At 62.4% G+C, this 20,572-nt stretch carries 21 protein-coding genes; 18 read left to right on the top strand and 3 right to left on the bottom strand.

Features of this window, described 5'->3' with window-relative positions:
• Window positions 1-45: 45 nt before the first annotated feature.
• The 16 genes from MRB47_RS13930 to MRB47_RS13855 are packed head-to-tail and all read left to right on the top strand — an operon-like array spanning window position 46 to window position 15,287.
• Window positions 46-405, top strand: coding sequence for an NADH-quinone oxidoreductase subunit A (locus tag MRB47_RS13930; protein WP_015912610.1), 360 nt, complete (start codon window positions 46-48; stop codon window positions 403-405).
• Between the two features lie 24 nt (window positions 406-429).
• The gene (locus tag MRB47_RS13925; protein ID WP_011804399.1) at window positions 430-909 is read left to right on the top strand and encodes a NuoB/complex I 20 kDa subunit family protein; all 480 of its coding nucleotides are present in this window, start codon (window positions 430-432) and stop codon (window positions 907-909) included.
• Between the two features lie 10 nt (window positions 910-919).
• Window positions 920-1,528 carry an NADH-quinone oxidoreductase subunit C gene (locus MRB47_RS13920; RefSeq protein WP_015912611.1) on the top strand — a complete coding sequence of 203 codons (609 nt, stop codon included), beginning with the start codon at window positions 920-922 and terminating at the stop codon, window positions 1,526-1,528.
• Between the two features lie 26 nt (window positions 1,529-1,554).
• The gene (locus tag MRB47_RS13915; RefSeq protein WP_011804401.1) at window positions 1,555-2,808 is read left to right on the top strand and encodes an NADH-quinone oxidoreductase subunit D; all 1,254 of its coding nucleotides are present in this window, start codon (window positions 1,555-1,557) and stop codon (window positions 2,806-2,808) included.
• The gene (gene nuoE / locus MRB47_RS13910; protein WP_011804402.1) at window positions 2,805-3,296 is read left to right on the top strand and encodes an NADH-quinone oxidoreductase subunit NuoE; all 492 of its coding nucleotides are present in this window, start codon (window positions 2,805-2,807) and stop codon (window positions 3,294-3,296) included. Before MRB47_RS13915 ends, nuoE begins: the two co-directional genes overlap by 4 nt.
• Window positions 3,293-4,654 (top strand): NADH-quinone oxidoreductase subunit NuoF, encoded by a 1,362-nt coding sequence (gene nuoF, locus MRB47_RS13905; RefSeq protein WP_015912612.1) that lies wholly within the window; start codon window positions 3,293-3,295, stop codon window positions 4,652-4,654. The genes nuoE and nuoF overlap by 4 nt, the downstream gene beginning before the upstream one ends.
• A 15-nt stretch (window positions 4,655-4,669) precedes the next feature.
• On the top strand, window positions 4,670-6,802 hold the full coding sequence (nuoG, locus tag MRB47_RS13900) for an NADH-quinone oxidoreductase subunit NuoG (protein ID WP_252100982.1): 2,133 nt from the start codon (window positions 4,670-4,672) through the stop codon (window positions 6,800-6,802).
• Window positions 6,799-7,875 (top strand): NADH-quinone oxidoreductase subunit NuoH, encoded by a 1,077-nt coding sequence (gene nuoH, locus MRB47_RS13895; RefSeq protein WP_015912614.1) that lies wholly within the window; start codon window positions 6,799-6,801, stop codon window positions 7,873-7,875. Before nuoG ends, nuoH begins: the two co-directional genes overlap by 4 nt.
• Window positions 7,876-7,887: 12 nt before the next feature.
• Entirely contained in the window at window positions 7,888-8,400 is a 513-nt protein-coding gene (gene nuoI / locus MRB47_RS13890) for an NADH-quinone oxidoreductase subunit NuoI (protein WP_015912615.1), read from the top strand.
• Window positions 8,401-8,444: 44 nt separating this feature from the next.
• Window positions 8,445-9,110 carry an NADH-quinone oxidoreductase subunit J gene (locus MRB47_RS13885; RefSeq protein WP_015912616.1) on the top strand — a complete coding sequence of 222 codons (666 nt, stop codon included), beginning with the start codon at window positions 8,445-8,447 and terminating at the stop codon, window positions 9,108-9,110.
• A complete protein-coding gene (gene nuoK / locus MRB47_RS13880; RefSeq protein ID WP_015912617.1) occupies window positions 9,107-9,415 on the top strand; it encodes an NADH-quinone oxidoreductase subunit NuoK in 309 nt (102 codons plus the stop codon). Before MRB47_RS13885 ends, nuoK begins: the two co-directional genes overlap by 4 nt.
• A gap of 33 nt (window positions 9,416-9,448) precedes the next feature.
• A complete protein-coding gene (gene nuoL / locus MRB47_RS13875; protein ID WP_015912618.1) occupies window positions 9,449-11,464 on the top strand; it encodes an NADH-quinone oxidoreductase subunit L in 2,016 nt (671 codons plus the stop codon).
• 13 nt (window positions 11,465-11,477) lie between these two features.
• Window positions 11,478-12,953, top strand: coding sequence for an NADH-quinone oxidoreductase subunit M (locus MRB47_RS13870; RefSeq protein ID WP_252100981.1), 1,476 nt, complete (start codon window positions 11,478-11,480; stop codon window positions 12,951-12,953).
• Between the two features lie 24 nt (window positions 12,954-12,977).
• Complete coding sequence (gene nuoN / locus MRB47_RS13865; RefSeq protein ID WP_015912620.1) at window positions 12,978-14,471, top strand: NADH-quinone oxidoreductase subunit NuoN; 1,494 nt, start codon at window positions 12,978-12,980, stop codon at window positions 14,469-14,471.
• An 18-nt stretch (window positions 14,472-14,489) separates the two neighbouring features.
• On the top strand, window positions 14,490-14,813 hold the full coding sequence (locus MRB47_RS13860; RefSeq protein ID WP_252100980.1) for a DUF2818 family protein: 324 nt from the start codon (window positions 14,490-14,492) through the stop codon (window positions 14,811-14,813).
• Window positions 14,814-14,825: 12 nt separating this feature from the next.
• Window positions 14,826-15,287, top strand: a complete 462-nt coding sequence (locus MRB47_RS13855) for a DUF1178 family protein (protein ID WP_252100979.1) — start codon at window positions 14,826-14,828, stop codon at window positions 15,285-15,287.
• A gap of 51 nt (window positions 15,288-15,338) precedes the next feature.
• Here MRB47_RS13855 and MRB47_RS13850 read toward each other — a convergent pair whose 3' ends face one another.
• On the bottom strand, window positions 15,339-17,141 hold the full coding sequence (locus MRB47_RS13850) for an ABC transporter transmembrane domain-containing protein (protein WP_252100978.1): 1,803 nt from the start codon (window positions 17,139-17,141) through the stop codon (window positions 15,339-15,341).
• A gap of 30 nt (window positions 17,142-17,171) precedes the next feature.
• On the bottom strand, window positions 17,172-17,540 hold the full coding sequence (locus MRB47_RS13845) for a hypothetical protein (RefSeq protein WP_015912624.1): 369 nt from the start codon (window positions 17,538-17,540) through the stop codon (window positions 17,172-17,174).
• A gap of 48 nt (window positions 17,541-17,588) precedes the next feature.
• On the opposite strand from MRB47_RS13845, the gene MRB47_RS13840 reads away from it, so the two are divergent.
• Together MRB47_RS13840 and MRB47_RS13835 are read left to right on the top strand one after the other, a co-directional pair.
• Window positions 17,589-18,245 carry an ATP-binding cassette domain-containing protein gene (locus MRB47_RS13840; protein ID WP_015912625.1) on the top strand — a complete coding sequence of 219 codons (657 nt, stop codon included), beginning with the start codon at window positions 17,589-17,591 and terminating at the stop codon, window positions 18,243-18,245.
• 43 nt (window positions 18,246-18,288) lie between these two features.
• Window positions 18,289-18,918 carry a LysE family translocator gene (locus MRB47_RS13835; RefSeq protein ID WP_015912626.1) on the top strand — a complete coding sequence of 210 codons (630 nt, stop codon included), beginning with the start codon at window positions 18,289-18,291 and terminating at the stop codon, window positions 18,916-18,918.
• A gap of 64 nt (window positions 18,919-18,982) precedes the next feature.
• Here the strand turns inward: MRB47_RS13835 and gdhA are convergent, their stop codons facing one another.
• Window positions 18,983-20,326 (bottom strand): NADP-specific glutamate dehydrogenase, encoded by a 1,344-nt coding sequence (gdhA, locus tag MRB47_RS13830; RefSeq protein ID WP_015912627.1) that lies wholly within the window; start codon window positions 20,324-20,326, stop codon window positions 18,983-18,985.
• Window positions 20,327-20,572 lie beyond the last annotated feature (246 nt).

Below are 20,572 nucleotides of genomic sequence, written 5' to 3'. Positions count from 1 at the left end.
GCGGGGCATGCGAGGCGGTTTTTCAGCGGTGAGCACATCTGCCAGATGAACCTCGATCAATACCTCCCTGTCCTATTGTTCATTCTGGTCGGCATCGGTGTCGGTGTGGTGCCGCTTCTTCTGGGCTATGTGCTTGGCCCCAATCGCCCGGACGCGGCGAAAAACTCCCCCTATGAATGCGGCTTCGAGGCATTTGAAGACGCGCGTATGAAGTTCGACGTGCGCTACTACCTGGTGGCCATCCTCTTCATTCTGTTCGACCTGGAAATTGCCTTCCTCTTCCCTTGGGCGGTGACTCTGCAAGAGGTGGGGGTGACGGGCTTTGTCGCTGTGCTGGTTTTCCTGGCCATCCTCGTGGTGGGCTTTGCCTACGAATGGAAAAAAGGCGCCCTCAACTGGGAATGAGCCGCCGCTCAAAGGAATGACGCAATGATTGAAGGTGTGATGAAGGAAGGCTTCATCACCACGAGTTATGACTCCGTGGTGAACTGGGCCAAGACCGGATCCCTTTGGCCCATGACCTTCGGACTGGCCTGCTGCGCTGTCGAGATGATGCATGCTGCCGCCGCACGTTATGACCTGGGGCGTTTTGGCGCGGAAGTGTTCCGGGCGAGCCCGCGACAGTCGGACCTGATGATCGTGGCCGGCACGCTGTGCAACAAGATGGCGCCCGCTCTGCGCAAGGTGTACGACCAAATGGCCGAGCCGCGCTGGGTCATCTCCATGGGCTCTTGTGCCAACGGCGGGGGTTACTACCACTACAGCTATTCGGTGGTGCGTGGCTGTGATCGCATCGTCCCTGTGGATGTGTACGTTCCCGGTTGTCCTCCGACGGCCGAGGCGCTGATCTACGGGATCATTCAGCTGCAGCAGAAGATCCGCCGCACCCACACCATTGCGCGCGCCTGAAGGGACGAAGATGACTGCTATTGCCATTCACCCCGAGAGCCTGCGGGACGTGGTTGCCTCCGCTCTGGGTGACCGCGTGCGCCAGATCTCGGTGGCGCTGGATGAGGTGACCGTGGTGGTGTCCGCTGCGCGCTATCTCGAAGCCATGCAAATCCTGCGCGATGCGCCCGATTGCAAGTTCGAGCAATTGATTGATCTGTGCGGCGTCGACTATTCTGCCTATGGCGCCACGGGCTCGGAAGGACCGCGCTACGCCGTGGTTTCCCATTTGCTCTCCGTTTCCCTCAACCAGCGGTTGCGCGTGAAGGTGTTCTGCTCCGACGACGACTTTCCCATCGTCGCCTCGGTTACCGACATCTGGAACTCGGCCAACTGGTTTGAGCGCGAGGCATTCGATCTGTTCGGCATCGTGTTTGACGGGCACAACGATCTGCGCCGCATCCTGACCGATTACGGATTCATCGGCCACCCGTTCCGCAAGGACTTCCCCTTGTCCGGCCATGTCGAGATGCGCTATGACGCCGACCAGCGTCGCGTGATCTATGAGCCCGTGACCATCGAGCCGCGCGAAGTGACGCCGCGCATCATCCGCGAAGACAAGTACGGAGGCCTGCACTGAGGCGGCGTGCCGCTTGGTGATCGACCATGGCTGAAATCAAGAACTACTCCCTGAACTTCGGACCGCAGCACCCGGCAGCGCACGGCGTGCTGCGCTTGGTGCTGGAACTGGATGGCGAGGTCGTACAACGGGCCGACCCGCACATCGGGCTGTTGCACCGTGCCACCGAAAAGCTGGCAGAGCACAAGACCTACATCCAATCCTTGCCCTACATGGACCGTCTCGATTACGTGTCCATGATGTGCAACGAGCAGGCCTACTGCTTGGCCATCGAGAAGATGCTGGGCATCGAGGTCCCACTGCGCGCGAAGTACATCCGAACGATGTTCGGCGAAATCACGCGCCTGCTGAACCACCTGATGTGGCTGGGTTCGCACGGTAACGACTGCGGCAGCTCCACGATCCTCATCTATACCTTCCGTGAGCGGGAGGATTTGTTCGACATGTACGAGGCCGTTTCTGGCGCTCGCATGCACGCGGCCTACTTCCGTCCGGGAGGCGTGTACCGGGATCTGCCGGACAGCATGGCCCAGTACAAGGTCAGCAAGATCAAAAACGCCAAGGCTATCGAGGAGCTCAACCGTAACCGTCAGGGTTCGCTGCTGGATTTCATCGACGATTTCACGCAGCGCTTCCCCAAGTGCGTAGACGAGTATGAGACCCTGCTGACGGACAACCGGATCTGGAAGCAGCGTACGGTGGGCATCGGCGTAGTGCCGGCTGAGCGCGCCTTGAACCTGGGCATGACCGGTCCGATGCTGCGCGGCTCGGGCATTGCGTGGGACCTGCGCAAGAAGCAACCCTACGACGCCTATGACCGCGTGGACTTCGATGTGCCGGTCGGGGTCACGGGCGATAGCTATGACCGCTATCTCGTTCGCGTGCAAGAGATGCGCGAGTCCAATCGCATCATCAAGCAGTGCGTCGATTGGCTCAGGGCCAACCCCGGCCCCGTCATCACGGACAACCACAAGATCGCGCCGCCCTCACGCGAGGCCATGAAGTCCAACATGGAAGAGCTGATCCACCATTTCAAGCTCTTCACGGAAGGCTTCCGCGTGCCGGCGGGCGAGGCTTACGCGGCCGTTGAGCACCCCAAGGGGGAGTTCGGTATCTACATGGTGAGCGACGGTGCGAACAAGCCCTACCGCCTGAAGATCCGCGCACCCGGGTTCGCGCATCTGGCCACACTCGACGAAATGGCGCGGGGTCACATGCTGGCCGACGCCGTGGCCATCATCGGCACCATGGATATCGTGTTCGGAGAGATTGACCGATGATTACCGAAGCGACCAAGCAACGTTTTGCCCGTGAAGTGGCGAAATACCCCGCAGACCAGAAACAGTCGGCGGTGATGGCGTGCCTGTCCATCGTCCAGCAGGAACAGGGCTGGGTCAGCGCCGAGAGCGAGGCCGTGATCGCCGAGTACCTGGGCATGCCCCAGATCGCCGTGCATGAGGTCACCACGTTCTACAACATGTACAACCAGCAGCCGGTGGGCAAGTACAAGCTGGCCGTCTGCACCAATCTGCCATGTCAGCTGCGCCGTGGGCAGGATGCGCTGCACCACCTTGAGAAGAAGCTGGGCATTTCCATGGGCGAAACCACCGCCGATGGCCTTTTCACCTTGCAGCAATGCGAATGCCTGGGGGCCTGCGCCGACGCGCCCGTGATGCTGGTCAATGACCGCAACATGTGCAGTTTCATGGACGACGACAAGCTCGACCAGATGGTGGATGGCCTGCGCGCTGCGGAGGGCAAACAATGACCACGGCTGCACAAGTGCTGTCGCAATTTCAGGCGACGGGCGTACAGACCTGCTTCCATGACCGCCATATCAATCCGCAGATCTATGCGGGCTTGAACGGCAGCAACTGGAGCCTCAAGGATTACGAGGCCCGGGGAGGCTACCAGGCCCTGCGCAAGCTGCTGGGCAAGGATGGTGGTGAAGGCCTGACCCAGGACCAGGTGATCGCCACCATGAAGGAATCCGGTCTGCGCGGCCGTGGTGGCGCGGGCTTCCCGACTGGCCTGAAGTGGAGCTTCATGCCGCGTCAGTTCCCTGGCCAGAAATACTTGGTCTGCAATTCCGACGAGGGGGAGCCGGGCACGTGCAAGGATCGCGACATCCTGATGTACAACCCGCACATCGTGATCGAGGGCATGATCATCGCGGCCTACGCGATGGGCATCTCTGTGGGCTACAACTACATCCACGGCGAGATCTTCCAGGTCTACGAGCGTTTTGAAGCGGCGTTGGAAGAGGCGCGCGCTGCAGGCTATCTGGGTGACAACATCCTGGGCAGCAGCTTCAGCTTCCAACTGCATGCGCACCATGGCTTTGGGGCGTATATTTGCGGTGAGGAAACCGCGTTGCTGGAATCGCTGGAAGGCAAGAAGGGCCAGCCGCGCTTCAAGCCGCCATTCCCGGCCAGCTTTGGCCTGTACGGCAAACCCACCACGATCAACAACACCGAGACGTTCGCCGCGGTGCCGTGGATCATCCGCAATGGTGGTCAGGCTTACCTTGAGTGCGGCAAGCCCAACAACGGCGGCACCAAGATCTTCTCGGTGTCCGGCGACGTAGAGCGTCCAGGCAACTATGAAGTTCCCTTGGGCACGCCATTTGCCAAGCTGCTGGAACTGGCGGGTGGCGTGCGCAAGGGTCGCCAGCTCAAGGCGGTGATTCCGGGCGGTTCTTCCGCTCCCGTGTTGCCGGCGTCCATCATCATGGAATGCACGATGGACTACGACTCCATCGCCAAGGCCGGCTCCATGCTGGGCTCGGGCGCCGTGATCGTGATGGACGATTCCCGCAACATGGTGGAGAGCCTGCTGCGCCTGTCGTATTTCTACGCGCATGAATCCTGCGGTCAGTGCACACCCTGCCGCGAAGGCACGGGCTGGATGTGGCGCGTGATCAATCGTATCCAGCACGAAGCCGGGCGGGAGAGCGATCTGGACCTGCTCAATTCCGTCGCGGACAACATTCAGGGCCGGACCATCTGCGCGCTGGGCGATGCGGCAGCCATGCCGGTGCGCGCCATGCTCAAGCATTTCCGTCCTGAGTTTGAAGCGCTGATCCGAAACGCCCACCCATCGGGTTCCACCCCCGCCAGCGCCTGAACGCGAGTACAGCATATGGTTGAAATCGAACTGGACGGGAAGAAGGTAGAAGTCACCGAAGGCTGCATGGTGATGCATGCGGCCGAGAAGGTGGGTACCTACATTCCCCATTTCTGCTACCACAAGAAGCTTTCCATTGCCGCCAATTGCCGCATGTGCCTGGTGGAGGTGGAGAAGGCCCCCAAACCCCTGCCAGCATGCGCCACACCCGTGACGCAGGGCATGATCGTGCGCACCAAGAGCGACAAGGCGATCAAGGCCCAGCAATCGGTGATGGAGTTTCTGCTCATCAATCACCCGCTGGACTGCCCCATCTGCGACCAGGGCGGCGAATGCCAGTTGCAGGATCTGGCCGTAGGTTATGGCGGCGATTCCTCGCGCTACGGCGAGGAAAAGCGCGTGGTGGCGCACAAGGACGTGGGCCCACTGATCTCCATGGAAGAGATGACCCGCTGCATCCATTGCACGCGTTGCGTTCGTTTCGGCCAGGAAATCGCAGGCGTGATGGAACTCGGCATGGTGAACCGCGGCGAGCATTCGGAGATCACGACCGTGATCGGCGATACCGTCGACTCGGAACTGTCGGGCAACATGATCGACCTGTGCCCGGTGGGGGCGCTGACCAGCAAGCCCTTCCGCTACAGCGCCCGCACGTGGGAACTGTCTCGCCGCAAATCCGTGAGTCCGCACGACTCCACGGGCGCCAATCTCATTGTGCAGGTCAAGAACCACAAGGTCATGCGCGTCGTCCCGTTCGAGAACGAGGATGTCAACGAGTGCTGGATTGCTGATCGCGACCGTTTTTCCTATGAGGCATTGAATTCCCCCGACCGCCTGACACGTCCGATGCTCAAACAGGGCGGGGAGTGGAAGGAAGTCGATTGGCAGACGGCTCTGGAATATGTGGCCAACGGTCTGCGGTGCGTCAAAACCGAGCACGGCGCCCAGAGCATCGGAGCGCTGGTAAGCCCGCACAGCACAGTAGAAGAGTTGTTCCTGGCCGGCGCGCTGATGCGCGGGTTGGGTAGCGACAACATCGACCACCGTCTGCGCCATGCGGAGTTCGGCAAGGCCGAAGGTGTGCGCTGGCTGGGGACGTCCATCGCATCCCTGAGCACGCTGCAGTCCGTGTTGGTCGTTGGCTCGAATCTGCGCAAGGACCATCCCTTGTTTGCACAGCGAATTCGGCAGGCAGCGCGCCATGGGTGCGCGGTAAACGCTATTAATTCAGTAGCAAATGATTGGGCTATTCCGAATGTCCGCACCAAGCTGGCCCCAGCGGCCGGCTGGAGCACGGCGCTGGCGGAAGTCGCAGCCGCCATCGCTGCAGAGAAGGGCGTGGCTGCCCCCGTGCAAGGGGCTGCCACCAGCGAAGAAGCCCGGGCCATTGCTGCTGCATTGCTGACGGGGGAGCGCAAAGCCATTCTGCTGGGCAATGGTGCTGCCCATCATGCCCAAGCGTCGAGCCTGCTGGCGCTGGCGCAGTGGATCGGTGCCCAGACCGGAGCGACGGTGGGTTACCTGACGGAGGCCGCCAATACGGTCGGTGCGCAGTTCGTGGGTGCGCAACCCCAAGAGGGCGGGCTGAACGCTGCACAAATGCTGGATGGCCGCCTGAAGGCAGCCCTGCTGCTGAATGTGGAGCCTGAGCACGACTCCGCCCTGGGTGCTGCAGCGGCTCAGGCTTTGGCGCAGACCGACATGGTCGTCACGCTGAGCCCGTTCAAGACCAACCTCGAGTTCAGCGACGTGCTGCTGCCGATCGCTCCGTTCTCCGAGACCTCGGGCAGTTTCGTCAACGCCGAAGGGCGCCTGCAGAGCTTCCATGCCGTGGTCAAGCCGGCCGGTGAGGCGCGTCCTGCGTGGAAGGTATTGCGCGTGCTGGGCAATCTGCTCGGCCTGGAAGGCATGGACTACGAGACGTCCCAGGACGTGCTGGTCCGTGCGACCGGCAAGCCCGCAGGTGAGTGCACGCAGCTGCCGGCGGAGCGCCTGAGCAACGCCACATCGGCCGAGCCGAAGCTGGGCGGCGAGTGTGCTGAACCCGTCGTGGCAGCCATCTATCAGCTCGACAGCCTGGTGCGCCGCGCACCGTCGCTGCAACTGACTGCCGACGCGCGCGCGGCACGTGAAGGAGTCGCCGCATGATCGATGCAATCTACAACGGCGGCCTCAATCTGGTTGCGGCCGGATGGTGGACCGGGGTGGCTTGGCCCGTACTCTGGATCCTGGTCAAGATCGTCTGCATCGTGGGTCCCCTGATGGGTGCCGTGGCCTATCTGACGCTGTGGGAGCGCAAGCTGCTGGGCTTCATGCAGGTGCGCATGGGGCCCAACCGCGTGGGCCCCTTCGGTTTGCTGCAACCTCTGGCTGACGGTCTGAAATTGCTCTCGAAGGAGTTGATCCAGCCCACGGCCGCGGCCAAGGGCTTGTTCTACCTCGGCCCGGTCATGGCCATCATGCCTGCCCTGGCGGCCTGGGTGGCGATTCCCTTCGGACCCGATGTAGCGCTTGCCAACGTCAATGCGGGTCTGTTGCTGATCATGGCCATCACCTCCATCGAGGTCTACGGCGTGATCATTGCGGGGTGGGCGTCCAACTCCAAGTACGCCTTTCTGGGCGCGCTGCGTGCGTCTGCGCAGATGGTGAGCTACGAAATTGCCATGGGTTTCTGCTTCCTGGTCGTCATCATGGTATCGGGCAGCATGAACCTGACCGAGATCGTGCTGGGCCAAGGGCAGGGCACGATGGCGGCCATGGGCCTGAACTTCCTGTCGTGGAATTGGCTGCCCCTGCTGCCCATCTTCTTGGTCTACCTGATCTCGGGCGTGGCCGAAGTGAACCGCCACCCGTTTGACGTGGTGGAAGGTGAGGCGGAAATCGTCGCCGGTCACATGGTCGAGTATTCAGGCATGGGTTTCGCCATCTTCTTCCTGGCCGAATACGCCAGCATGTGGCTGGTTTCCATCCTGGCGGTGGTGATGTTCCTGGGCGGCTGGCTGCCGCCGATCGAAGCCCTGGGCTTCGTTCCGGGCTGGATCTGGCTGGGCATCAAGACGTTCCTGGTGGTATCCATGTTCATCTGGATTCGCGCCACGTTCCCGCGCTTCCGCTATGACCAGATCATGCGTCTGGGTTGGAAGATCTTTATTCCGGTCACGCTGGTATGGCTGTTGATCGTGGGCGCCTGGTTGCTGTCGCCCTGGAACATCTGGAAATAAGCGGGGACATCCATGGCTGCTGTTGCTGCTCCTGCATCCTTTTCAATCAAGGATTTCTTCAAGAGCTTCATGCTCTGGGAACTGGCGAAGGGCATGGCCCTGACCGGTCGCTATACCTTCCGTCGCAAGGTCACTGTGCAGTTCCCCGAGGAGAAGACACCGTTGTCGCCGCGCTTTCGCGGCCTGCACGCGCTGCGCCGTTATGACAACGGCGAAGAGCGCTGCATTGCCTGCAAGCTGTGCGAAGCGGTGTGCCCGGCGCTGGCGATCACCATCGAGTCCGACGTGCGTGAGGACGGTTCGCGCCGTACCACCCGTTATGACATCGACCTGACCAAGTGCATTTTTTGTGGCTTTTGCGAAGAGAGCTGCCCGGTGGATTCCATCGTGGAGACGCAGATCTTCGAATACCACGGCGAGAAGCGCGGTGATCTGTACTTCACCAAGGACATGCTGCTGGCCGTGGGCGACCGCTACGAGCCCGAGATCGCAGCCGCCAAGGCGGCGGACGCCAAGTACCGTTGATCGGGTTGCCTCACCGCACCTGACTTTTTGAAAAGACCCGATTCATGGACGCCAAAACCGGTTTCTTCTACTTGTTCTCGGTAGTGCTGCTGTACGCGGCCTTCCGGGTCATCACGGCGCGCAACCCCGTGCATGCCGTGCTGCATCTGATTCTTGCCTTCTCGCAGGCCGCCGGCGTGTGGTTTCTGCTGAAGGCGGAATTCCTCGCCATCACGCTGGTGCTCGTCTACCTGGGCGCCGTGATGGTGCTGTTCCTCTTTGTCGTGATGATGCTGGACATCCGCATCGATACCGTGCGACGCGGTTTCTGGAAGCACTTTCCTTTGGCGGCATTCATCGGTGCCCTGGTGGCATTCGAGATGGCCGCTGTGCTCATGACTGGTTTTCGCGGCATCGAAGAGCCCAAGGCCGTTGAAGTGCTGGTGAATGCTGCGGGGCAGGTGGTGCCTTACTCGAACACCAAAGCCTTGGGCAAACTGCTCTACACAGAGTACCTGTACCCCGTTGAAGTGGCTGCGGTGATCCTGCTGGTGGCCATGATTGCAGCCATCGCCCTGACCTTGCGCCAGCGCAAGGACTCCAAGGCCATTGACCCTTCGGAGCAGGTGCGCGTGCGTGCCCGTGATCGCCTTGTCATGGTCCAGTTGCCCGTCACGCAGCAGGCCGCTGCGCCAGCAGTCCCCGAGTCTGCAGAGGAGAAGAAGCAATGACATTGACTCTGGGTCACTTTCTCTCGCTAGGCGCCATGCTGTTCGCCCTGGCGGTGATTGGCATCTTCCTGAACCGTAAGAACCTCATCGTCCTGCTCATGGCGATCGAGCTGATGCTGCTCGCGGTCAACATCAACTTCGTGGCGTTTTCTCATTACCTGGGCGATATGCACGGTCAGGTATTCGTGTTCTTCATCCTCACGGTGGCGGCTGCTGAGTCCGCCATTGGCCTGGCCATCCTGGTGCTGCTGTTCCGTAACAAGACCAGCATTGATGCGGAAGATCTCAACACCCTCAAGGGTTGATGGGTCGCCCCGGTACTTGCAAGGTTCTCAAGAATGAGTCAAACCCTTTCTGCTTCGACGCTGCTGGCGGTGCCCCTGGCGCCGCTCGTCGGCTCCGTGCTTGCGGGCATCTTTGGCACGGCCTTCGGCGGCAACTGGTTCGGTCGCCGTGCTTCCCATTCGCTCACCATCCTGGGGGTGTTGGTCGCCTTCGTGCTCTCGGCGATGACGCTCAAGAGCGTGGCTGTGGATGGCGCCCGTTTCAACGAGACCATCTATACGTGGATGGTGGTGGGCGGTCTGAAGATGGAGGTGGGCTTCCTCATCGACAGCCTTACCGCCATGATGATGTGCGTGGTGACCTTCGTCTCCTTGATGGTGCACATCTACACCATCGGCTACATGGAGGAGGACGAAGGCTATAACCGTTTCTTTGCCTACATCTCGCTGTTCACGTTCTCCATGCTCATGCTTGTCATGAGCAACAACCTGCTGCAACTGTTTTTTGGCTGGGAGGCGGTGGGCTTGGTGTCCTACCTGCTGATCGGCTTCTGGTTCAACAAACAGTCGGCGATCTTCGCCAACATGAAGGCCTTTCTGGTCAACCGCGTCGGCGACTTCGGCTTCATCCTTGGCATTGGCTTGATCGCTGCCTACGCGGGCACCTTCAACTACAGCGAGATCTTCGCCAAGTCGGGCGAACTGGGCGCGATTGGCTTCCCCGGCACCGACTGGATGCTGATCACCGTGATCTGCATCTGCCTGTTCATCGGCGCGATGGGCAAGTCTGCTCAGTTCCCGCTGCACGTGTGGCTGCCCGACTCGATGGAAGGCCCGACACCGATTTCGGCGCTGATTCACGCGGCCACCATGGTGACGGCCGGCATTTTCATGGTGTCGCGCATGTCGCCGCTGTTTGAGTTGTCGGATACCGCGCTGAACTTCATTCTGGTGATCGGCGCGATCACCGCACTGTTCATGGGTTTCCTGGGCATCATCCAGAACGACATCAAGCGGGTGGTGGCGTATTCCACGCTGTCGCAGCTGGGTTACATGACCGTCGCCCTGGGCGCATCGGCCTATTCGGTGGCCGTCTTCCACCTGATGACGCATGCGTTCTTCAAGGCCTTGCTGTTCCTGGGCGCCGGCTCGGTGATCATGGGCATGCACCACAACCAGGACATCCGCTGGATGGGAGGCGTGCGCAAATACATGCCTATCACTTGGATTACCTCGCTGTTGGGATCTCTGGCCCTGATCGGCACGCCGCTGTTCTCAGGCTTCTATTCCAAGGACAGCATCATCGAGGCGGTGCATGCCAGCACGCTGCCGGCTGCGGGCTTCGCCCATTTCGCCGTACTGGCCGGCGTGTTCGTGACGGCGTTCTACTCCTTCCGTATGTATTTCCTTGTGTTCCACGGCAAGGAACGCTACGACCAGAATCCCGATGCGCACCACGGCGACCACCATGGCCACGATGACCATCATGAGCCGCATGAGTCCCCGTGGGTGGTGACCGTGCCGCTGATTCTGTTGGCCATTCCCTCCGTACTGATCGGCTTCATGACCATCCAGCCGATGCTGTTTGGCGATTTCTTCAAGGACGTGATCTTCGTGGACGCCGCCAAGCACCCCGCGATGGCGGAACTGGCGGAGATCTTCCACGGTCCGTTGGCCATGGCTCTGCACGGCCTGCAGACGGCACCGTTCTGGCTGGCACTGGCTGGCGTCGCGATGGCGTACTACATGTACATGGTCAACCCGGCGCTGCCCGCGGCCATCAAGCGTATGTTCCAGCCGATCTATACCTTGTTCGAAAACAAGTACTACCTCGACTGGATCAACGAGAACATCATCGCGCGTGGTGCCCGCGGCTTGGGCATTGCCCTGTGGAAGGGCGGCGACCAAGGCGTGATCGACGGGGCCCTCGTGAACGGCTCGTGGAAGCTCGTGGGACGTATCGCAGGCCTGGTGCGCTGGCTCCAGTCGGGCTATGTCTACCACTATGCGCTGGTGATGATCCTGGGTGTGTTCGCGCTCATGACTTATTTCGTCTGGCTCAACAAGTAGGAGAAAAAAGAAAATGGGTTTGTTGAGTCTTGCCATCTGGGTGCCCATTGCCTTCGGCACCCTCCTGCTGGCCTTGGGGCGCGACGAGCATGCACGCATGGTCCGCTGGCTGGCGCTCATCGGCGCGCTGCTGGGTTTGGCTGTCACGCTCCCGCTCATGGGCGGCTTCGACAACGGCAGCGCGGCTGCGCAGTTTGTCGAAAAGTCCATGTGGATCGAGCGCTTCAACGTCTACTACCACCTGGGTGTGGACGGCATCGCTTTCTGGTTCGTGCCGCTGACGGCGTTCATCACCGTCATCGTCGTGATTGCCTCCTGGGAATCGATCACCGAGCGGGTGAATCAGTACATGGGCGCGTTCCTGATCCTTTCGGGTCTGATGGTCGGCGTCTTCAGCGCCATGGACGGCATGTTGTTCTACGTGTTCTTCGAGGCCACGCTGATCCCGATGTACCTGATCATCGGTATCTGGGGCGGGCCGAACAAGATTTACGCGGCTTTCAAGTTTTTCCTGTACACGCTGCTGGGCTCGCTGCTCACGCTGATTGCGTTCATCTACCTGTACAACCAGTCCGGCGGCAGCTTTGACATCGCTACGTGGCACAAGCTGCCCCTGTCGGCGACCGCGCAGACCCTGCTCTTCTTCGCCTTCTTCGCGGCATTTGCCGTGAAGGTGCCAATGTGGCCGGTGCATACCTGGCTGCCCGATGTGCACGTGGAAGCGCCCACGGGCGGCTCCGCAGTGCTGGCCGCCATCATGCTGAAGCTGGGCGCGTATGGTTTCCTGCGCTTCTCGCTGCCGATCGCGCCGGACGCTTCGCGCGAATGGGCGTGGCTGATGATCACCCTGTCGCTGGTGGCTGTGATCTACGTGGGGCTGGTGGCCATGGTGCAAAAGGACATGAAGAAACTCGTGGCCTACTCGTCGGTTGCGCACATGGGCTTTGTCACGCTGGGCTTCTTCGTCTTCAATGACATGGGTGTGTCGGGCGGCCTGGTCCAGATGATTGCGCACGGCTTCGTGTCCGGCGCTATGTTCCTGTGCATTGGCGTGCTGTACGACCGCGTGCATTCGCGCGAGATCGCTTCCTATGGCGGCGTGGTCAACACCATGCCCAAGTTCGCGGCCTTTGCGCTGCTGTTCACCATGGCCAATTGCGGGCTGCCGGCTACGGCGGGCTTCGTCGGTGAATGGATGGTCATCATCGCCGCCGTGAAGTTCGACTTTTGGGTCGGTCTTGGTGCGGCGTTGGCGTTGATCCTGGGCGCCAGCTATTCGCTATGGATGTACAAGCGCGTCTACCTGGGCCCCGTCACGAACGACAACGTGCGCGGCCTGACGGATATTGGCAGACGGGAATTCCTTGTGCTGGGATTGCTGGCGATTGCCGTGCTGTACATGGGCGTCTATCCCAAGCCCTTCACGGACGTGATGGATGTGTCCGTGGCAGAGTTGCTCAAGCATGTGGCGCAATCCAAGCTCAACTGACCAGACTGAACCGAGAGATACGAGATGATTGACAACATCAGCTGGCTGGCGATTTATCCCGAGATCGTGCTGCTGGTCATGGCTTGCGTGATTGCCCTGGTGGATCTGGGCGTCAGCAGCGCGCGCCGCACGGGAACCTACGTGCTCACCATGCTCACCCTGGCGGTGGTGGCGGCGCTCCAGGCCATGTACGCGAGCAGTGGCAACACCTTCTATGCCTGGGGCAACATGGTGGTCAGCGATGCCATGGGCAATTGGCTCAAGTGCTTCGCGACCGTGGCTGTGATGGTCCTGCTCGTTTATGGCCGTCCCTATGCCGCGGACCGCGACATGCTGCGTGGTGGTGAGTTGTTTACTCTGACCATGCTCGCTCTGCTGGGGATGTTCGTGCTGATCTCGGCCAACAACTTCCTGCTGATCTATCTGGGCCTGGAACTGCTCACGCTCTCCAGCTATGCCCTGGTGGCCCTGCGGCGCGACAACACCACGGCCACCGAGGCCGCGATGAAGTATTTCGTACTGGGCGCCATGGCCAGCGGCTTCCTGCTGTATGGCCTGTCCATGCTCTACGGCGCCACCGGTTCGCTGGACATCGGCCAGGTATTCAAGGCCATTAACGCGGGGCAGATCCGTCACCAGGTACTGGTGTTCGGTCTGGTGTTCGTGGTCGCCGGGCTGGCTTTCAAGATGGGCGTGGTTCCGTTCCATATGTGGGTGCCTGACGTGTACCAGGGCGCGCCGACGGCCGTGACGCTGTTCATCGGTAGCGCCCCCAAGCTGGCCGCGTTCGCCATGACCATCCGCCTGCTGGTGGACGGCCTGTTGCCGCTGGCCATCGACTGGCAGCAGATGCTCGCGGTACTGGCCATCGGGTCGCTGCTGGTGGGTAACCTGGCTGCGATCATGCAGACCAATCTCAAGCGCATGCTGGCGTACTCGACGATCTCGCAGATGGCATTCGTGCTACTGGGCCTGATGTCGGGTGTGGTGCATGGCAACGTGGACGCCACCGCTGTGGAGAACGCCTACAGCTCCGCCATGTTCTACGTGGTGACCTATGTGCTCACCACGTTGGCGGCCTTCGGTGTGATCCTGCTGTTGGCGCGCGAAGGTTTTGAAAGCGAAGAAATTTCCGACCTGGCCGGTCTGAACCAGCGCAGCCCGCTGTACGCAGGCGTGATGGCCGTGTGTCTGTTCTCGATGGCCGGCATTCCGCCGCTGGTCGGTTTCTATGCCAAGCTGGCCGTGCTGCAAGCGCTGGTCGCGTCCGGGCAGGTACTGCACATCGCCTTGGCGGTATTCGCCGTCATGATGTCGTTGATCGGCGCGTTCTACTACCTGCGCGTGGTGAAGGTGATGTACTTCGACGCACCATTGACTGCTACCAGCGTGTCCGCACCGTTGGACGTGCGTGTGGTGCTGACCATCAATGGCGCTCTGGTCCTGGTCCTGGGACTGCTGCCGGGTGGGCTCATGGCCCTGTGCGCCGATGCCATCGTGCGCGCCCTCGCCACCTGACCGGGCGTCGCGGATGCCATGACCCAGACGGGGGCCATCTGGCTGGTAATTTTGGCCGCCCTTGTGGCGGCCAATCTCCCTTTCATCAATGACCGGTGGCTGGTCGTCGGCGCGCGCGCCCGGGAAGGCAAACCCTTCTTCGTCCGCGCGCTGGAATTGGTGTTGCTGTACTTCCTGGTCGGTGGTCTGGCGTTGGCGCTCGAAAAACGGGCGGGGCAGATTTCGCCCCAGGGCTGGGAGTTCTACGCGGTCACCGGGGCGTTGTTCGTGACGCTGGCATTTCCGGGGTTCGTCTACCGCTACCTGATGCGTCGCCGCGACCGCAGCGCCGCCGAGGACTGATGAGGGTTGGCCTTGAAGGTACTCGACCTGCTGTGTTCGCTCGACCACACGTTTGAAGGCTGGTTTGCGAGTGAGGGCGTCTTTCACAGCCAGCAGGCCCGTGGCCTGGTGCAGTGTCCGATGTGCGGAGACTCGCAGGTGCGCAAGGGGGTCAGCGCTCCCCGGTTGAACCTGAGCACCGGGGCCTCCACATCGCGGGAAGCCGCTGCGACGGCTCCCGCTCCCGTTCCGCCAGAGGGGGTATCCGCTGCCTTTCAGGCCGCATGGCTTGCCATGGCGCGCCGGGTCATGGCGCAGACCGAGGACGTGGGAGACCGCTTCGCATCCGAGGCACGCCGCATGCACTACGGCGAGACGGAAGAGCGCGGCATACGCGGCCAAGCGACGCCCCAGGAAACCGCCGAGCTGCTGGATGAGGGTATTGCAGTGCTGCCGCTGGCGTTGCCGCAGGCAGCGAAAGAGCCTCTGCACTAGGGTTCTGGCTCTGGCTGGCTCTAGCGCGTCGGCGCCGCCCCCAATGACCCTTCAACGCGAGAACTGCAGCGCTGCCAAGCGGGCATAGACGCCGCCCTGATGCAGCAAGCCCTCATGCCGCCCCTGCTCGACCATGCTTCCATGGTCCATGACCACAATGCGGTCCGCATGCTGGACGGTGGCCAGCCGGTGGGCGATGACCAGGGTAATACGTTGGCGGGAATGCTGGCGAAGCGCGGTGTCCAGCGCAAGCTGCACGGCACGCTCGCTGTGCGCGTCCAGGGCGCTTGTGGCCTCGTCCAGGAGCAGTACGGGGGCGTTCTTCAGCAGCGCGCGGGCTATGGCAATGCGCTGGCGTTGGCCTCCTGAGAGGCGCACGCCATGCTCGCCGAGAAAGGTGTCGTACCCCTGCGGCAGCGCGTCGATGAATTCATGGGCAAATGCGGCGCGTGCCGCTGCTTCCACCGCGTGCCGGCTCGCCTGCGGATCGCCATAGCGGATATTGTCCAGGGCCGATGCGGAAAAAATCTCGGCGTCTTGCGGAACCACGCCAATGTGGCTTCGCAGCACCTGCGGGTCCATGTCGCGCAAATCCACGCCACCCAACGTGATGCGGCCCTCGCTCACGTCGTAGAAGCGTTGCAGCAATTGAAAGACGGTGGACTTGCCGGCGCCGCTGCTGCCCACCAACGCAACGGTTTCTCCTGGCAGCAGGCGCAGGTCGAAGTGGCGCAGCGCGGGTGGCACGGGGCGCGAGGGATAGGAGAAGCCTACGCCCGTGAACTCGATCGAAAGGTCTGTGGCCCGCGGCATGGCGGGCCGGGATGGTGCGGCAAGCGTGGGGCGTGTTGCGAGCAGTTCCATCAGCCGCTCCATCGCACCCGCGGCGCGCAACAGGTCGCCATAGACCTCGCCCAGCACGGCTACGGCACCCGCGAGAAACATCGCATAGAGAATGGTCTGCCCCAGTTGCCCGGCCGAGAGCGTCCCTGCAAGGACCGCCTGGGCTCCGAGATACAACCCCCACAGCAACAGCGCGGCGCTGGCAATGATGATGAAGGCCATCAGCGCTGCACGGGCGCCGCTGCGGCGCAGGGCTGCACGCAGCGCACTCTCCGTAGCCGCCGCGAAGCGGGCGGCCTCGCGCGCTTCTGCGGTGTAGCTTTGCACCACGGGAATGGCGCCCAACACCTCTGCGGCGATGGCGCTGGCATCTGCCACGCGGTCCTGGCTTGCGCGTGACAGACGCCGTACACGCCGTCCGATCCACATCGACGGCAGCACGATGGCGACGATGGCCCCGAAGGCGAGCGCCATCACGTAGGGTGTGCTCCAGATCAGCATGCCCAGCGCCCCGGCGCCCAGCACGGCATTGCGCAGCCCCATGGACAGCGATGAGCCCACGACGGTCTGCACCAGTGTCGTGTCGGCCGTGAGGCGCGACAGCACTTCCCCCGTTTGCGTGGTTTCAAAGAACTCCGGGCTCTGCCGCAGCACGTGTGCGTAGACGGCGTTGCGCAGATCTGCCGTGACGCGTTCGCCCAGCCAGCTCATGAGGTAGTAGCGTGCGGCCGACGCCAATCCAAGTGCCACGGCGACCGCGAACAGCACTGCAAAGTGCGTGCGCAAGGCCGGTGCGCCGACGCCCTTTCCCCCCGGGGTGGCAGCGCTAATCGCACCATCGATCAATTGACGCAGGGCCGTGGGAAAGGCCAGCGTTGCCAAGGCGGCGAGCAGCAGAAACGCCATCGCGCCAGCGAGGTGTATCCGATAGGGACGCAGGAACGGCGCCAGTTCCCTCATCAGGTGGCGCATGTCCTGGGGTTTTTTCTGAGCGTTGGTGGACCTTGCCATGCGCCAGTGTAGGGCGGAAGAGTCGCTGGGTTACGCGGCGCCGAAGCGGTCCACGAACGCCGCTGCAAAGGCCGGGCCACCACTGAGGGTCAGCGTCAAGGTCACCCACGCCTGGGGCTGGGATTGTGGTCGTGGATGAATTTGCCGTTCGTGGATGTCGAACCCCAGCGCCAGCAAGGGCAACCCGTCGCGCTCGCAATGCAGGTCGTAGTCCCACAGTCCTCCCGTCTCGACCGGGCCGCGCAGAGCGCCGAACTCGGTGTGCGCCCAGTCCAGCAGCGCTGTAATCTCCGCTAGCAGCTCGGGCAGGCGATCCGTGGGCACGCTGGCCACGGCATCCCAGGTGGCCGTGCCTTCCTCATCCTCGCTGTAGTCAAAATCCAGAAAATGCAAAGTCATGCGACAACCCAGCCCTGTGATGCGGGCGCTGTTTCTTCAGGAGAAATCATGCTGAAGTGCCCCGAGCCTATTGCATCCCCGCCCGCGTTGCGGGCCGACGGGATCTGCTTCGGCTTTGCGCAACGGCCCTTGTTCCAGCATTGGAGCGCGGATTTTCCCGCAGGCCTGGTGCTGGTGCAGGGTGGGGACGGGGCGGGCAAGACCAGCCTGTTGCGCCTGATGGCCGGAGAGTGGGCGCCGCAGGCCGGGCGGATGCTGCTGCATGGCACGAGCGCGACGCAGAATCCTGCGCAATACCGGGCACAGGTCTTTTGGCGCGACCCGCGCGCGCCGTGGCCGCAGGCGATGACGGCGCGGGACTGGGCCGCCGGGCTGCGCACGGTCCATGCGCGCTGGTCCGAGGAGGACTGGCACGCCCACGTCGTGGGCTGGGGCATTGCCGGGCATTTGCACAAGGCCATGCACCAGCTTTCCGCAGGCAGCCAGCGCAAGGTGCTGATGGCCGGTGAACTGGCCAGCGGCGCCCCACTGACATTGCTGGATGAGCCGCTGGCCGGCCTGGACAAGGCGTCCATTGCCTACCTGCTGCAGGCGCTGCAGCGGGAGGCAAGTGCACCCCGCACCGCTGGGCGCGTGTTAGTAGTGGCGCATTACGATGCGTTGGGCGATCTGCCCTGGCGCCACCGGGTGGTACTGCCGGAATAAACTGGCGCACCTTTTTCCGCGCCTGCTGGCGCAAGGAGTTGTCGTGGAAGCCCTGCTGTTTGCCCCCGCCGCCGTTGCCATTGCGCTCACGCCCGGCCCCAACAATTTCTGCGGGCTCAACAACGGCATCCGCGCCGGTGTCGCGGCCGCGCTGATCGCGACCGTGGGGCGGGTGGCCGCATTCGCCATTTTCCTCAGTGTCTCGGCCGTGGGATTGGGGGCCATGCTGCTGGCTTCGGAGGCCGCATTCACGGCCGTCAAATGGGCCGGCGCCGTTTATCTGTTCTGGATTGGCTGGCGCGCATGGCGCAGCCGGGAGTTCGGTGGCGCGGCGCTGGTCGAAGGAGATGAGGCACCCGCACCCGCGCGCGCCTCGGTGCGCGCCCTGATGGCACAGGAGTTCCTGCTGGGCATCACCAACCCCAAGGCCATCATCCTCTTTGCGGCCATCTTCCCGCAGTTCATCGATCCGGCACAGCCCGCGGCGCGGCAGTTCTTGGTGCTGGGCAGCATCTACCTGATGGCGGAATTCGTGGCCACAGCGGTGTATGCCACGTGCGGGCGGCAGATCCGCCGCGTGATTCGCACGCAGCGCGGCGTGGTGCGGCTGAACCGTGCCACAGGTGGCTTCTTCATGGGAGCAGGCGGCTTGTTGCTGACGGCCAAGCGCTAAAAAAAAGCCGGCCCAGGGGCCGGCTTGCGCGGTGTGCCGCAGGCGCGGGGCCTGCGCAGGAGTATCAGACCACGCCTTGCGCCAGCATGGCGTCGGCCACCTTCACGAAGCCAGCCACGTTGGCACCGTTGATGTAGCTCACGCTGCCATCGGCGCGCTTGCCGTATTGCAGGCAGGCGGCGTGGATGCCCTGCATGATCTGGAGCAGGCGCGCATCCACTTCGTCGCGGGTCCACGACAGACGCATCGCGTTCTGGCTCATTTCCAGGCCCGAGGTGGCCACGCCACCGGCGTTGCTGGCCTTGCCCGGTGCGTACAGCACGCCCGCCTGCTCGAACAGCTTGGCTGCCTCGTTGGTCGAAGGCATGTTGGCGCCTTCAGCCACGCACAGCACGCCGTTCTTGATGAGGGTGTTGGCGTCGTTCTCGTCCAGTTCGTTCTGCGTAGCGCAGGGCAGAGCCACGTCCACCTTGACATGCCAGGGACGCACGCCGGCTTCGAACTTCACACCGGTGCGGGCGGCGTAGTCGCTCACGCGGCCGTAATGGTGGTTCTTTACGTCCATCAGGATGGCCAGCTTCTCGGGGGTGAAGCCGTCTTCGTCGATGATGGTGCCGCTGGAGTCCGACACGGTGATGACCTTGGCGCCGAGTTGCATGGCCTTTTCCACGGCGTACTGGGCCACGTTGCCCGAGCCGGACACGGACACGCGCAGGCCGTCGAAGCTGCGGCCGCGGGTCTTGAGCATCTCGTCGGCGAAGTACACCGTGCCGTAGCCGGTGGCCTCGGGGCGGATCAGCGAGCCGCCGAAGGCCAGGCCCTTGCCCGTGAACACGCTGGCGGCGTTGTTGGCCAGCTTCTTGTACATGCCCGCCATGAAACCGACCTCACGGCCGCCCACCCCGATATCACCCGCGGGCACGTCGGTGTCGGGACCCACGTGGCGGAACAGCTCCGTCACGAAGGCCTGGCAAAAGCGCATGACTTCGGCCGGGCTCTTGCCCTTGGGGTCGAAGTCCGAGCCACCCTTGCCGCCGCCCATGGGCAGCGTGGTCAGCGCGTTCTTGAAGGTCTGCTCGAAGGCCAGGAACTTCAGCACCGACAGGTTGACCGAGGGGTGAAAGCGCAGGCCGCCCTTGTAAGGGCCGATCGCCATGCTGTGCTGGATGCGATAGCCGCGGTTGATATGCACATTGCCGTGATCGTCGAACCAGGACACGCGGAACATCACCACCCGCTCGGGCTCCACCAGGCGCTCCAGCAGGCCTTGCTCGGCATAGCGCGGGTTCTTTTCGATGAACGGCCACAGGCTTTCCATGACCTCGGTCACGGCTTGCAGGTATTCAGGCTGGCCGGGGTTGCGCTGTGCAACCTGTTCAAGGAAATGGCCCACGGATTGGTGCTTCATAAGGACTTTCTGCTCAAGGGAAATTTAGCGATGCGGCAATGCAGCATCGAATTATGTCAAAAAGACATGTGGTTATGCACCATTTTGGATTTGATGCCTCGCAATGGGACAGGTTTTCGGGGTTGTCGCGCGTTGCTGGTGCGTTTTCTTGCGCGCTTTTGGTGCGAAGTCAGTGGCGAATGCCCTGTTGCGCGGGATTGCGCAACGGTTTGACCTGGGGCACGGCTGCGCCGCCCTGGGCACCGC

Source organism: Diaphorobacter sp. LI3, from assembly GCF_022807955.1.
Classification (GTDB): domain Bacteria; phylum Pseudomonadota; class Gammaproteobacteria; order Burkholderiales; family Burkholderiaceae_C; genus Diaphorobacter; species Diaphorobacter nitroreducens.
This window is presented reverse-complemented; position numbering and strand designations above follow the sequence as displayed.

Coding starts and splice junctions, on each gene's coding strand:
- MRB47_RS13930 (WP_015912610.1), top strand. CDS start 46: ATGAACCTCGATCAATACCTCCCTGTCCTATTGTTCATTCTGGTCGGC.
- MRB47_RS13925 (WP_011804399.1), top strand. CDS start 430: ATGATTGAAGGTGTGATGAAGGAAGGCTTCATCACCACGAGTTATGAC.
- MRB47_RS13920 (WP_015912611.1), top strand. CDS start 920: ATGACTGCTATTGCCATTCACCCCGAGAGCCTGCGGGACGTGGTTGCC.
- MRB47_RS13915 (WP_011804401.1), top strand. CDS start 1,555: ATGGCTGAAATCAAGAACTACTCCCTGAACTTCGGACCGCAGCACCCG.
- nuoE (WP_011804402.1), top strand. CDS start 2,805: ATGATTACCGAAGCGACCAAGCAACGTTTTGCCCGTGAAGTGGCGAAA.
- nuoF (WP_015912612.1), top strand. CDS start 3,293: ATGACCACGGCTGCACAAGTGCTGTCGCAATTTCAGGCGACGGGCGTA.
- nuoG (WP_252100982.1), top strand. CDS start 4,670: ATGGTTGAAATCGAACTGGACGGGAAGAAGGTAGAAGTCACCGAAGGC.
- nuoH (WP_015912614.1), top strand. CDS start 6,799: ATGATCGATGCAATCTACAACGGCGGCCTCAATCTGGTTGCGGCCGGA.
- nuoI (WP_015912615.1), top strand. CDS start 7,888: ATGGCTGCTGTTGCTGCTCCTGCATCCTTTTCAATCAAGGATTTCTTC.
- MRB47_RS13885 (WP_015912616.1), top strand. CDS start 8,445: ATGGACGCCAAAACCGGTTTCTTCTACTTGTTCTCGGTAGTGCTGCTG.
- nuoK (WP_015912617.1), top strand. CDS start 9,107: ATGACATTGACTCTGGGTCACTTTCTCTCGCTAGGCGCCATGCTGTTC.
- nuoL (WP_015912618.1), top strand. CDS start 9,449: ATGAGTCAAACCCTTTCTGCTTCGACGCTGCTGGCGGTGCCCCTGGCG.
- MRB47_RS13870 (WP_252100981.1), top strand. CDS start 11,478: ATGGGTTTGTTGAGTCTTGCCATCTGGGTGCCCATTGCCTTCGGCACC.
- nuoN (WP_015912620.1), top strand. CDS start 12,978: ATGATTGACAACATCAGCTGGCTGGCGATTTATCCCGAGATCGTGCTG.
- MRB47_RS13860 (WP_252100980.1), top strand. CDS start 14,490: ATGACCCAGACGGGGGCCATCTGGCTGGTAATTTTGGCCGCCCTTGTG.
- MRB47_RS13850 (WP_252100978.1), bottom strand. CDS start 17,141: ATGGCAAGGTCCACCAACGCTCAGAAAAAACCCCAGGACATGCGCCAC.
- MRB47_RS13845 (WP_015912624.1), bottom strand. CDS start 17,540: ATGACTTTGCATTTTCTGGATTTTGACTACAGCGAGGATGAGGAAGGC.
- MRB47_RS13840 (WP_015912625.1), top strand. CDS start 17,589: ATGCTGAAGTGCCCCGAGCCTATTGCATCCCCGCCCGCGTTGCGGGCC.
- gdhA (WP_015912627.1), bottom strand. CDS start 20,326: ATGAAGCACCAATCCGTGGGCCATTTCCTTGAACAGGTTGCACAGCGC.